The sequence below is a fragment of the Vibrio sp. SS-MA-C1-2 genome (assembly GCF_021513135.1).
Classification (GTDB): Bacteria; Pseudomonadota; Gammaproteobacteria; order Enterobacterales; family Vibrionaceae.
In genome coordinates, this window is record NZ_CP090981.1 from 2946512 (window position 1) to 2959712 (window position 13201).

The window sequence follows — 13201 nt, forward strand, 5'->3', positions numbered from 1 at the left end:
CCATTATTTTGGATACAACTTAATTCAGTTAATTCAAGTTAATCAACCGCTTAATCGCACCTCTAACCGAAAATAACACCAGGCCAACCGCAAGTGATGGGAGTAAAAGCCACAATATAGGATGCATTACGGGCGTCATTTCAAAACCCCATTTTAGGACAACAGCTAATGTTGCTTCAGCACCAAATACCGCAATTAAACCAGCCATCACAGCTATGACACCAAACTCCCAATTCAGCGTTGCACTGATCTTTTTGCGACTACTGCCCAATAAGCGATATAACTTCACCTCTTGCTGTCGTTGTACCAAGCTTAAACGGAGAATTGCCAGCATCAATAATAAGCCACTGACAACCCCAACAGCACCTAACACAGAAAGTGCAGCAGATATCTGTTCAATCATCAACTGAATGCGCACCATTAATTGACGGATATCCAACTGAGTTACCGTCGGAAAGTCTCGTGCTAAAGTCGTTAATAATTGCGGGTTTTGTTCATCAATACGGAAGCTTAGCATTTCTCCCATTGAAAATTGCTTCAACAGATCGGGTGTGAAAATCACATAAAAATTGGGTTTCATATCACGCCATTCAACTTTACGAATGCTATTGACTGGAGCAGAAATCGACTCACCACTAATAATAAAATCAATTTGATCGCCGACTTTAATTCCAAGATTTTTAGCGATGCTGGACTCAATAGAGACGCCACTCTTGTCTCCCCACTCTCCCTCAATAAGCTCATTATAGGTTGGGATAGCCTCTAACCAAGTAAAGTTCAACTCTCTGCGTAAGACTTGCCCGCCTTCATCTTCACGATCTTGAACTCGCGTACTGATATCCTCCCCATTAACTCCAATCATACGACCTCGAATCATGGGAAAGCTTTGAGAACGAGGGACTTCGGCTTTATCTAACTCCGTAAGATAATCCGCTCTTTCTGCTGGAGATATATTAATGGCAAAAACGTTAGGCGCATCTTCAGGCAGGCTTTTTTGCCAATCCGCAATTAAGTCACCGCGCAATAACCATAATGTCGCCAGCAACATCAATGAGATAGATAAAGCACTCAATTGAGTTCCTGTTGCTAATGTTGAACGACTAATTCGACTAATCGCTAATTTAACCGCAGGTGTTGTAGGAAGAAAGCGCTGAATCAAGCGAATTAACCCAGCACCAACAGCTGCTAAAAAAGCCAACACAAGCAACAAAATAATCGCAATTAGCCACATAATAATATCGCTACCAAACCACCAAATTAAACTTAATGTTGGTAGAGCAAAAAAGATCACTTTAGTTATTATCGAGGTTTTAACTTTGATATCCCGCTGCATGACAGTTAATGCTGGTGTTGCTAACAACCGATAAAGCGGTAAACCCAGGGCGGGTAAAGCCACAATCATTGCCACAATAGGGGCAATGATCCACGAAAGTAGATTTATCGGTGGTAGCGTGTCCGGTAACATTGTCGAGAGAGGCTGGCGAATCAACACCTCTAATCCTAATCCGAGCAGTAATCCAAGTACCACCGCACAACTCATTAATAACAACAGTTGGCGCAATAACCAACGAATCACCCACTTTCGGGATGCCCCCATACTTTTTAGCACGGCAACGGTTTCAACTCGACTCTCAACATAATGATGACAAGTCATTGCCAGTGTTGCTCCCGCCATTAATATCACTAAGGTAATACTTAATGAAAGATACTTTTGCGCACGCTGCATTAACTCATTACCACGTGATTGAGTTTGACTATCACGCCAACTCTCCCCTGCAACTGGTGTATAAGCTTGCTTGATCTCACTTAAATTGTCATCAGAGCCGGCTAATAACCAGTAATAACTGATCCGACTGCCCGGTTGAATAACATTACTGGTGGCAACATCTTGCTGATGAATAAAAACGGAAGGAAGTTGAGAAAATGGATTAAATGAAAGCTCAGGCTGTTGAATAATCTGCCCTTTCACCGTTAATGCAGCATCCCCAATATAAAGGGTATCATTGGCTTTAACATCTAAAAGAGAAAATAACTGTGCCGATAGCCACACTTCACCTTGAGAAACTTTATTAACAATCCCTTGAGGTGATTTAAGTTCGAGTACACCACGTAATGGATATTTATCATCCACTGCCGTCACACTAACCAACTGCATCTGTGCATCACTAAACGCCATCGTGCTAAACTTTGTTTTAAACGATTCAGTCAGATCGAGTTGCTCCCCTTTCATCATCAATTCAGGTGAAATAGGATTTGAAGTTTTCAATACTTGATCAGCAGCCATCAAGGTTCTGCTTTGCTGCTCCAGTACCACACTTAATCGCCCAGCCAATGCAGAAATTGCAAATACCGTCGCAATGACTAACGCTAATGCAACCACAATCGGCCAAAGTTGGGCTTGATAAAGTTCTCGCCAAGACCAACGCCATAAAAATACGTTTTGGTTGTTCATATTGCATTGCCCTCTGCAACAGTGACGTTCCCCTGACTTAAGGTGAAAATACGGTGGCAGCGTGCAGCTAGCTGATTGTCATGGGTAACAAGAACCAATGTCGTGCCATGATCTCGATTTAAAGCAAAAAGTAGCGAGATGATTTTCTCTGCTGTCTGTTGATCAAGATTCCCAGTTGGCTCATCGGCAAACAGAATATTTGGTCGCATCATAAAGGCACGAGCTAGCGCAACACGTTGTTGTTCACCGCCAGAAAGTTGGCTTGGTAAATGATGTTCTCGTCCAGTTAATCCAACTTCCGCTAATAACTCTTGAGCACGTCTCTTATCTTCTTTTTCGCCTCGTAAAGTTGAAGGCAATAATACGTTTTCAAGGGCTGTCAAAGAAGGAATTAATAGGAAACTTTGAAATACAAACCCTAATGATTGTGCACGAATGGCTGCTCGTTGTTCATCATCAAGATTTGAAATACGTTGTTCAACTAAATCAATATCACCGGATGTCGGTATATCCAATCCCGCGAGCAAAGACATTAAGGTTGACTTCCCCGCTCCCGATACACCCACTAGCGCAACAGTCTCTCCGGTCATCACTTCTAAGGATAGATTGTTAAGAATTGTTAATTTTTCATTCCCACTGGTCACTGTTTTGGTTACATTAGTGGCTTTAATAATAGGGAGCGTTGACATGTATAAATTCCTTTTTTTGCTTTTATTTATCCTTTCACCTATCAGTCATGCCAATACAGATAGAGATATTGGCGAAAAAACATTACTAATTTTAGGTGATAGCTTAAGTGCCGGTTATCAAATGAGTATAGAACAGAGCTGGCCATATCTGTTACAAGAAAAATGGCAATCCAATCAAGATATAAAAATAATTAATGCCAGTATTTCAGGTGATACTACAGGCAATGGATTAGCGAGATTACCTGAGCTATTAACACAACACCAGCCTAATTACCTATTAATTGAACTGGGTGCCAATGATGGTTTACGAGGCTTCCCAACAAAAACGATTGCCGAAAATCTACAACAGATAGTTTCCCTAGCGCAACAGCAGCAGACTTCTGTCATGCTCATGCAGATTCGCGTTCCACCTAATTATGGCCGTCGTTATAGCGAAATGTTCAATAAAATTTTCATAAATATAAGTAATAATAATAATATTCCCTTATTACCCTTCTTTTTAGAAAAAGTGATTATAAAACCTGAATTAATGATGAGTGATAATCTCCACCCGAAACCAGAAGCTCAACCTTGGATCGCTGACTATATGTCGAAACAGATGATGCCCTACATTAACTAACATACTAGTTTTTTTTAAATAAAAGAATTTAGCTCATGATAAAATGATCAAAAATTAGCCATTGTCATATTGCTGAAATATTTTTCTGACATCATAACCCCATTAAATTGCCTCACCTTGAGTTTTAGTGCTCTCGGTGAGATTTACTCTTATGCATCATGATTTTTAGTTACAACATAAAACGGAGTAACTTGAAGTCAGCATCTATATTTATAAGGTTGATGAGTTATTAATATGTCACTAGGAAAAATCAATTTTATCTGTTTTTTTATCGTTGTCAGTTTTTTTCTAATTGTTTAACGACTTGAAAAATGAGTTCTAAACCCAATATAGTTAATATCAGCTCATAAATAGTCGGATATTAAAGATGGAACAAGCGATGACGCAACAAGGGTTTATTGTCGAATTAAATGCTCAAAACTTTCAACCAGTACTACAACAATCAATGGAAAAACCAGTTGTTTTAGTTTGTTGGGCAGCCATGAGTCCAGAAAGCATGGAAATCCGTACCATTGTTGAAAAAATAGCAATGGAATATAACGGTGCATTTACTTTAGCTCTTTTAGATTGTGAACAAAATAAAGAACTCGCCATCCAATTTGGTATTCAAAGTATTCCTACGTTAGCCGTATTTATCAATGGCCAAGCTGCTGATGGGGTTGCTGGTGCTCAGACGGAACAGGCTATTCGATCGCTCCTAGCTAAACACTTACCAAGTGCTGAAGAGATACTACAAAAACAAGTCTTCCAATTAGTACAACAAGGTGAATTCCAACAAGCTCTCCCGATATTACAACAGTTATACCAGCAGCAGCCAGAAAATGGTCAAGTTGCATTAGCATTAACCGAGTGCTTAATTGAGACGGCACAATATGATCAAGCTGAAGTTACTTTAGCTACCGTGACGATGAAAGATCAAGATACACAATATGCGAGTTTAGTGGCTAAATTAGAATTGCATACTCAAGCTGCAGATACACCAGAGATTCGTGCAATTGAGCAACAATTAGAACAAGATCCAATGAATCAAGATTTAAACTATCAACTGGCTATTCAATATAGTCAGGTAAATCGTCAGCAAGAGGCTTTAGAATTACTGATTACGATTCTTCGTAAAGACCTTAATGCTCTCGATGGTGAAGTGAAGAAAACCATGATAGATATGCTGGCTGCATTAGGCCAAGAAAACCCAATTACCGGTCAATTCCGCCGTCAACTTTATGCGTTGCTTTATTAACAGGAAATAAATTCACGACGGTAAACCTGTTGGAACTATTAACGCTTTTATCCGTAATCAAGCGTTAATAATATATAGCAAAGTAATTGGAGTTATTAGTAGGCGGCAAGCAAGTGAGGCCCCATGAGTATAGGTGCACTATATGATTGGGGCTTTATTCACTTGCCATCTACTAGCAACACCACTTATTTTATGGTACACATAACTAACTTTAACTTATAATTAATAAAAAATAAGATTAAAAAAACCCACCTATCCTTTATCATTATTAATTAATGATAAATTAATTAATATTCATGCTAATATTCATGCTAATATTTATAGTCATAGTAAAAAGATAGTTAAATTAATAAAATCAGGTGCAGCTCAACTAAATAAGTACTATTAATCTTGTTCAATACTCATGACATAACCATACTTTCTAATCGTAATTAAACTGAATTTTGAACTTCTAATTAATGCCCGCAACTCTGAAATAAGTACCGGTAAACTACTGCTACTAACGATACTTCGATTCCAGATGTGTGTCGTTAACTCCTCTTTTGAAACCGGTCTATTAATTGAATTCGTTAATAAACAGAGTGCTCGAATTGCATAAAGACTACATTTCATTGTTCGACTACTACCAACAATCGTTAGCATAATATCTTTCTCCGCAACAGTGACCTCAATACCACTTTCTTTAATAAAGTCATAGTCGAGCCCTTTACAACCGACGCAGTGAACTCGCCCCTTACAATCGCTTTGCAGTTCAATAAACTTTGTTGAAATAATTCCATCATTCATGACTAAAACTCCTTTTAATATTTATTTGTTATTATTTAGTAACAACAAACAAATACTAACAACAAGAATTAAAGTAATCAAATTATATAAAATTAAAAATAATTAGATAAAATTAATAAGAAAAATAAAATCATAGAAAAGTAAATAAAGTTTATTATTTCTTATTTATTAAAATATAACCTACGCCTCTTACATTTAAGATTTTCATTTCTTTCTCTTTAAAAACCTTTCTTACTTCATTAATAAGAACAGGGAGACTACTCGCTCCAATATACTTGGTATTCCAAACATGCTGAACAATATCATCATAAGGTAAAACACTGTTTATATTGGTCTCAAAAAGACAACAAGCGCGCATAGCATTTGAACTCATTCTAATGGAGTTAAAAAAGTTGTCATTAAGATGAACGCCATTTTTATTACAATAAACTGGACATGAAAGGCAATGGATATTTTTATCACAATCTAATTGAATAATTTCGGACATCATTTTCTCACTTTGCTAAATATTAAAAAATAAGGAAAAAGTTGCTCTCCAGCGAGAACAATTAAATAATATTCAATATTGATTATTAATAAAAATAATAATCAATAATTATCAGTATTAACTTTACTTATACTATAAATAACCAATGATCGTTGTACTTAGAAATTTTCGTGATCCTGATTCCAAAAATGTTTAAATAATAGATTGATAATCAAGATGTAATCGCTATTGTGCTGCTTTTTTATCATCATCGCTCTGATTTTAATCACTTGGTAGTGAAATTAGTAAAAAATAGTAAAAATAGCTTGTTATTATAATTTTGCTCGGTATTATATGCCTCCTCGAAGCGCGATAGTGCAACGAGAGTTCGGTGAATAGCGCAGCTTGGTAGCGCATCTGGTTTGGGACCAGAGGGTCGGGGGTTCGAATCCCTCTTCACCGACCAAACAATATAATATGGTTATCTGATAATAATTCAGTGACGGTATTAACAAAATTATCGGTGAATAGCGCAGCTTGGTAGCGCATCTGGTTTGGGACCAGAGGGTCGGGGGTTCGAATCCCTCTTCACCGACCAATTTATAAGCCTCGTTGGCAACAACGAGGCTTTTTTTGTATACTTAATTTATTGTTTATTTTGCTCTTGAACGACCATGACTAACCACGACGATTTAGCACTCTTCCAAAAAATGATGTCTGATATTGATCCCCTGGAGCAAAATCAGATCGCCCCTAAAAAACAATCAAATATGAGCAAAGACTCTCAACTTGCTCGTCGTTTGGCTGCAATAAGCCTTTCAGAAATTGATAATGAATACCTTTCTCTTGATAACGCAAAAATGCTCGCGCCTAATGAAATTATTGGCTATCGTCAAGATGGCGTTCAAGAAGGGGTTTATCGTAAATTAAGATTAGGAAAATACCCAATTCAAGCTCGTTTAGACCTCCATAAACGGACACTGGAAAATGCTCGCTCAGAAATACTGGCTTTTTTCCGTCAATCTCAACGATTAGATATTCGTACAGTGATCATTATTCATGGCAAAGGCGCAAATGCCGTTCCACCCGCGATGATGAAGAGTTATGTCTCTAGCTGGCTTTCTCAAATTAAAGAGGTTATGTGTTACCACTCGACACAACCTCATCATGGAGGATCTGGGGCGCTCTATGTGATGCTAAAGAAAAGTGCAGCAAAGAAACTTGATAATCGAGAGCATCATCAAGCTCGTCGTAGTTAATTACCCTCTTAATTTAGGTTTAACTCATTATTCGACATCCCATTCATATTTTGACTTAAAGTCGTTGAGTCGTTTATTCATAAAAGTAGAGCCTACGCTCAGTCGCTTACCGCCGACTAGCAACTCCAATTATTTTAGACATAGGCAATAAAAAACCGATAACTAATTCCTAGCTATCGGTTTTATTGTTTTATTGTTTTATTCTAAAAAATAGCTTAAATCACAAACACCACACGAATCGCTAATAGAATCAAGATAGCCCCAGAGATACGATCAATCCAAACCGCTTTTTGCTTTAATTTATCAAGAATTAAGGAGTGTGATAAAACAAATGCAACAAAGGTATACCACAACCCATCCACAATCAGAGGTGTGGCAACAATAATTACTCTGCTGCTCAATTCACTGCCAATGGCAACATATTGACTAAATAGTGCGATAAAGAAAAGTGCAAGTTTTGGATTTAATAATGAGATCATTGCTCCATCACGCATCGCCTCTTTATAACTTGCTGGCTCGCCAGCTGCTAGCTTATCGGCAATTCCACCCTTTGAAGAGAGTGCTTGATAGCCTAACCATGCAAGATAAGCAGCACCCGCATAGGCGACCGTATTAAACACTAAAGGAAACTGATGCAGTACAACGGCTAACCCTAAAAGCGTTAATAATGCATACAAACCCACACCAAGCGCATGACTCCAAGCCGTTGCAATCCCATGACTTCGACCACTCGCTAATGTGTGTTTAACAACGACGGCCAAACTAGGCCCTGGCGACATTGCACCTAACATTGCGATTGCTAATAGTGATAGCCAAACTGTAAATGTCATTTTTTATCATCCTTTATTTTTAAACTGAGAACTACTTCCCAATTTTTCCATAACTACCACCGGTTAAGGTAAGTAAATCGTTCCCTGCCAATTCAATCTCTAAACCGCGTTTACCCGCACTGACAAAAATTGTCTCAAATTGTTCAGCACTCTGATCTAAAATTGTCGGTAAACGTTTCTTCTGTCCAAGTGGGCTGATCCCTCCGACAATATAACCCGTCACTTTCTCTGCTAATTTAGGATCGGCCATCTCTGCTTTTTTTGCACCAACAGCCTTTGCGGCTGCTTTCAAATCAAGCATTCCATTAACGGGTACCACTGCAACGGCCAATTTTTTAACATCACCATTTAATGAGAACAGCAATGTTTTAAAAACACGTTTTGGATCTTGTCCTAACTGTTCGACGGCTTCTTGACCGTAATTCTCATTATTACTATCGTGATGATATTGGTGAACGGTATGAGGAATCGCCTTCTTTTTGGCTAGGTTTATTGCTGGAGTCATATCTTACCTTACAGATCAATAATTAATAACGAGAAGCGAGTAACTTTATACCTCTGGGTTATTGATCTCAACAGGAAAGATTAAAATATCTGATTTAGTTATAAAACCATAAAATGAAACAAAAAAACCTCCTAACATTTAGCTAATCGCATAAGGTAGGAGGCTTTAGTCGTATTATCTACAGTCACAACTAGATAAAAAACCATACCCAAATTAATTAGGTATATACAGTCAGTAACTTGAGCTTAATCACCCATTATTTATAAGTGACTTCACCTTTAGGTTCAAACTCTTCCACTTTTATTGGAGAGTGAGTTGATAAGTACTCTTTTAATACTTCAGCATCAACAAAGCCAGTGTTTACATAACCTTTGTGATCAGCAACTTTAGGATAACCATCACCACCCGCAGCATTGAAGCTTGGCACGGTAAAGCGGTAAGTCTCTTCTTCTATCAGCGATTTTCCGCCAATCTCGATATCACTAACCTTATCGCCTTCAACTGTCATGGAAACGCCAGCAAACTGTGCATACGCTCCAGAATCAACTGGTTTTGTTGCCACCACTTGCAGATACTCTTTAACTTCAGCACCGGTCATATCAACATAAGTGACAATATTGCCAAATGGTTGTACTTTAAGAATATCTTTATAAGTCACATCACCCGCTATAATAGAATCACGTACCCCACCGGAGTTCATTACGGCAAAATCTGCTTTTGCTCGCTCCATATGAGAGGTCGCAATCAAACGGCCTAAATTAGTTTGCTTAAAGCGAACGACATCACGGTCACCTTCTAATTTTTGATCTATTTCAGAGACTTTAATATTCAGCTCTTCTTGCCCTTTCTCTTGGTAAGGTTTCAAGAATTTGACCATTTCTGGATCTTTAGCTATCTCATCTTCGATAAAGACACGCTGCTTTTTACCATCAACCATCACTTTTTTCTTTAGATTGACAGGGATAAGATCGTAACTCACTAGGTTTAGCTCGCCATTCTTAAATTCATAATCGGCACGACCAACAAATTTCCCCCACTCATAGGCTTGAACAATCCAAGTGCCATTTTGATTATCGGGTTTACATACATCACCAGGCGCAAAGTTTTTATTGGTTAAGTTAGGCGCTTCCATACAGACAGGCTCTTGAGAGTGGCCACCTACGATCATATCAAGCTCGCCTTCATCTAAGTATCGAGCTAATGCAACATCACCTGGGGCATTCACGCCGCGCTTGTCGTTCTCATAGTGTCCCATGTGAGTTGCTGCAATGATCAGATCAGGCTTTTCATTGGCTTTTAACTCCGCAATCACTTTTTTAGCTTCTGCTTTTGGATCTCTAAAGTCTAGACCGCTAATGTATTCAGGGTTACCAATCTTTTGCGTATCCTCTGTGGTTAAACCGATAACCGCGATTTTAAGCCCTTGCTTATTAAAAATTTTATAAGGTGAAAATAAACGCTTCCCTGTTTGCTTATCGTAAATATTGGCAGAAAGCATGGCAAAATTTGCCCAATCACGCTGTTTAAATAACGTCTCAAGCGGATTATCAAACTCATGATTGCCTAACGCCATCGCATCATAGCCGATACGGTTCATGCCTTTAAAATCAGGTTCAGCATCTTGAAGGTCAGACTCAGGAACGCCGGTATTGATATCACCACCTGAAAGAAGCAATACACTCCCACCTTGCGCTTGTACTTCTTGACGGATCTGGTCAATCAACGTTTTACGCGCTGCCATTCCATATTCGCCATTACGGTTATGCCAGAAGCGTCCGTGGTTATCATTAGTATGCAAAATAGTAATATTATAGGTTTTATCTGCTTGCCATTCAGTTTCTGCAAATACCGCAGTACTTGCGACTGTTGAGCTTAACAGTGCCATACCAATTGATAAGGTCAGTTTTGAAGGTTTGTTCATCCTTGTTATCCTAATTTAATTATATGTGTAAATTCATATCGCTATACCCTTCATACTTGAAGTCGTTAGGTTGTTGGCTTCACTCGCTCACCTCAATCATATAGTACGCCTATACTCATGGGGCCTTACTCAATTGCCGCCTATTAGCAACATCAATTATTTTGAATATATATTGTAAATTCGTTTGGGCTTTCCTCGAAACTGTTCTGTTAAAATTGCTAAAGGGATCACTTATTTCCGCTATATTTATGAACAATCACCATAAAAAAGGCAATAAAAAACCGATACTGCGATCATCACAATATCGGTCTCATTATTTTATAAAATCATTAAAAGTGATTATTTCACATCAATCGGAGCAAAGCCCTTGATCAAGTCATCAAGCTGTTTAACTTGTGCTAAAAATGGCTCTAGCTTATCCAGTGGAAATGCTGATGGTCCATCACAACGCGCAGTATCTGGTGATGGATGTGCTTCCATAAACAAACCTGCAATCCCCGTTGCCATACCAGACAGTGCCAATTCAACAGTCTGCTCACGACGTCCACCAGAAGCGGCACCAGACGGATCACGCATTTGTAGAGAGTGAGTCACATCAAAGATGATTGGGCTGCCTTGTGAAGCTTTTTTCATTACACCAAAGCCAAGCATATCGACAACTAGGTTATCATAACCCATACATGCACCACGCTCACAAAGAATGATATTTTCGTTATCACACTCAGCAAACTTCTCAACGATATTTCCCACTTGAGCAGGGCTCATAAATTGAGGTTTCTTCACGTTAATGACAGCACCTGTTTTTGCCATCTCTTTAACAAGATCTGTTTGACGAGCAAGGAATGCAGGAAGCTGAATCACATCAACCACTTCTGCAACAGGCTGTGCTTGTTCAATTTCATGTACATCGGTAATAATTTTCACACCAAATTGAGCTTTTAACTCTTCAAAGATCTTAAGACCTTCTTCCATGCCTGGACCACGATAAGAGTGAACAGATGAGCGATTTGCTTTATCAAAAGAAGCTTTAAATACGTAAGGAATACCCAACTTCTCAGTCACTGTAACGTAATGCTCACAGATCTCCATCGCTAGATCACGTGATTCAAGCACGTTCATGCCACCAAATAGTACAAACGGCTTGTCATTGGCTACGTCAATATCACCAACTTTTACAATTTTCTGATTCATTATTTACTCTCTTATCTTTATTAATTGGTATCAATGATTATTAATGCAATACGACACCTTGCTCAGAAAGTGCTTTTAATTGTAGTCGTAAAATCTCAATAGATGGGTCATCTGGGCACTGTTCAATAAAGTACTCAAAGTCAGATGCTGCAATGTGATTACAGTCTAATTGCTGAAAAATAAAACCACGATCACGAATTTCATAAGGATCATCAGGATTCAATATTAACGCCAAATCACTACAGCGTAGAGCCAAATCAAACTGGTGCTCACCCAACAAGATATTCTTCATCACCCCCAGCCAACGACTAATAATACTACTATTACTGCTTGGATGAAGATGAGCGGAAGTGACTTTTGCAAATGCCCCTTCATGCCCTTTTAACCAAGCTTCCAATAAATGAGAAGTGATCACGTTGCCATCAAATGGATTAATAAAACTGGCTGACTTTCCTGGGATATTGACACGCAATATTAATTGAGTAGGAAAGTTAACGGCTTGAACCGGTAGATCTAATTTCTCTGTTAAATAAAGGAAAATAGCACCTAAAGTCACTGGGATCCCACGACGACGTTCAATGACACTATCAAGAAAGATATTTTCAGATTTAAAATACTCTTGATAGTCGCCTGTAAATCCCCACTCTCGATAAAAAAGTTCGATTAAACCTTCTAATTGCTCACTCTTATCAGAGATTGTTAATAATTTCTGCTCAGCCTCTTCGACAAGTTGAGCTAATTCTCTCTTAACGATTGACTGAGATAGCGATGATTTAATTTCCGCGCTAACGGCTAAGCCAGCGTCGACAAGACTCATGTTATCTAGTTCATCATTATCAAAATCAAACATATTTATCCTAAGAACATCGGTACTTTCATCATCGCTAACTTCGCCGCCATAAATAACCAGCCAAGCGCCCCTAAGAAAGCAAATGTTTTAAATACTTTATTGTTGGTATAGTGGAAGGTGACAAAGCCAAGGGCAATATAAACACCGACACAAGTAATTTTTTCTGTTAACCAAACGGCTGAAGTTGTAAACGGAATAAAGCCGGTAATAAAAATCAGGGTTATACCCGATACAAGTAAAACCGTATCAGTAATATGAGGGGTGATTTTCAACCACTTCTTCTCTAACATTTTAGAGTTAGCCATTAATAATATATATCGAAAAACAAAAAGTGTAACACTTAATGCAATAGCTAATAGATGAATATGTTTAACAGCTGCGTACATTTGACTTCTC

General features: G+C 38.4%; 13 protein-coding genes and 2 tRNA genes. 5 read left to right on the forward strand and 10 right to left on the reverse strand.

Annotated elements, in window-relative coordinates:
• Positions 1-28: 28 nt before the first annotated feature.
• Positions 29-2452: an ABC transporter permease gene (locus tag L0B53_RS17655; RefSeq protein WP_235060885.1), complete on the reverse strand. Its 2424-nt coding sequence runs from the start codon at positions 2450-2452 to the stop codon at positions 29-31.
• Positions 2449-3141 (reverse strand): ABC transporter ATP-binding protein, encoded by a 693-nt coding sequence (locus L0B53_RS17660; protein ID WP_235060886.1) that lies wholly within the window; start codon positions 3139-3141, stop codon positions 2449-2451. Before L0B53_RS17660 ends, L0B53_RS17655 begins: the two co-directional genes overlap by 4 nt.
• On the opposite strand from L0B53_RS17660, the gene tesA reads away from it, so the two are divergent.
• On the forward strand, positions 3140-3760 hold the full coding sequence (tesA, locus tag L0B53_RS17665) for a multifunctional acyl-CoA thioesterase I/protease I/lysophospholipase L1 (protein WP_235060887.1): 621 nt from the start codon (positions 3140-3142) through the stop codon (positions 3758-3760). The genes L0B53_RS17660 and tesA overlap by 2 nt on opposite strands.
• A 367-nt stretch (positions 3761-4127) precedes the next feature.
• Positions 4128-4997 carry a tetratricopeptide repeat protein gene (locus L0B53_RS17670; protein WP_235060888.1) on the forward strand — a complete coding sequence of 290 codons (870 nt, stop codon included), beginning with the start codon at positions 4128-4130 and terminating at the stop codon, positions 4995-4997.
• A gap of 384 nt (positions 4998-5381) precedes the next feature.
• On the opposite strand, the gene L0B53_RS17675 is transcribed toward L0B53_RS17670, so the two are convergent.
• Together L0B53_RS17675 and L0B53_RS17680 are read right to left on the reverse strand one after the other, a co-directional pair.
• Positions 5382-5783, reverse strand: a complete 402-nt coding sequence (locus L0B53_RS17675) for a winged helix-turn-helix domain-containing protein (protein WP_235060889.1) — start codon at positions 5781-5783, stop codon at positions 5382-5384.
• A gap of 154 nt (positions 5784-5937) precedes the next feature.
• Positions 5938-6273 carry a helix-turn-helix domain-containing protein gene (locus tag L0B53_RS17680; RefSeq protein WP_235060890.1) on the reverse strand — a complete coding sequence of 112 codons (336 nt, stop codon included), beginning with the start codon at positions 6271-6273 and terminating at the stop codon, positions 5938-5940.
• Positions 6274-6638: 365 nt separating this feature from the next.
• Between L0B53_RS17680 and L0B53_RS17685 the strand changes: the two genes are divergently transcribed.
• The 3 genes from L0B53_RS17685 (at position 6639) to smrA (ending at position 7508) form a co-directional block, all read left to right on the forward strand.
• Positions 6639-6715 (forward strand) — tRNA-Pro (locus L0B53_RS17685).
• A gap of 55 nt (positions 6716-6770) precedes the next feature.
• A tRNA-Pro gene (locus tag L0B53_RS17690) sits at positions 6771-6847 on the forward strand.
• 76 nt (positions 6848-6923) lie between these two features.
• On the forward strand, positions 6924-7508 hold the full coding sequence (smrA, locus tag L0B53_RS17695; RefSeq protein WP_235060891.1) for a DNA endonuclease SmrA: 585 nt from the start codon (positions 6924-6926) through the stop codon (positions 7506-7508).
• A 215-nt stretch (positions 7509-7723) separates the two neighbouring features.
• On the opposite strand, the gene L0B53_RS17700 is transcribed toward smrA, so the two are convergent.
• The 6 genes from L0B53_RS17700 to L0B53_RS17725 all read right to left on the reverse strand — a co-directional run bounded on the left by L0B53_RS17700 (position 7724) and on the right by L0B53_RS17725 (position 13191).
• Complete coding sequence (locus L0B53_RS17700) at positions 7724-8338, reverse strand: LysE family translocator (RefSeq protein ID WP_235060892.1); 615 nt, start codon at positions 8336-8338, stop codon at positions 7724-7726.
• A 31-nt stretch (positions 8339-8369) separates the two neighbouring features.
• Entirely contained in the window at positions 8370-8843 is a 474-nt protein-coding gene (ybaK, locus tag L0B53_RS17705) for a Cys-tRNA(Pro) deacylase (RefSeq protein ID WP_235060893.1), read from the reverse strand.
• 256 nt (positions 8844-9099) lie between these two features.
• A complete protein-coding gene (gene ushA / locus L0B53_RS17710) occupies positions 9100-10728 on the reverse strand; it encodes a bifunctional UDP-sugar hydrolase/5'-nucleotidase UshA (protein ID WP_235062295.1) in 1629 nt (542 codons plus the stop codon).
• A 375-nt stretch (positions 10729-11103) separates the two neighbouring features.
• Positions 11104-11958 carry a 3-deoxy-8-phosphooctulonate synthase gene (gene kdsA / locus L0B53_RS17715; RefSeq protein WP_235062296.1) on the reverse strand — a complete coding sequence of 285 codons (855 nt, stop codon included), beginning with the start codon at positions 11956-11958 and terminating at the stop codon, positions 11104-11106.
• A 37-nt stretch (positions 11959-11995) separates the two neighbouring features.
• Positions 11996-12805, reverse strand: a complete 810-nt coding sequence (locus tag L0B53_RS17720) for a SirB1 family protein (RefSeq protein WP_235060894.1) — start codon at positions 12803-12805, stop codon at positions 11996-11998.
• A 2-nt stretch (positions 12806-12807) separates the two neighbouring features.
• Positions 12808-13191, reverse strand: a complete 384-nt coding sequence (locus tag L0B53_RS17725) for a SirB2 family protein (protein WP_235060895.1) — start codon at positions 13189-13191, stop codon at positions 12808-12810.
• Positions 13192-13201 lie beyond the last annotated feature (10 nt).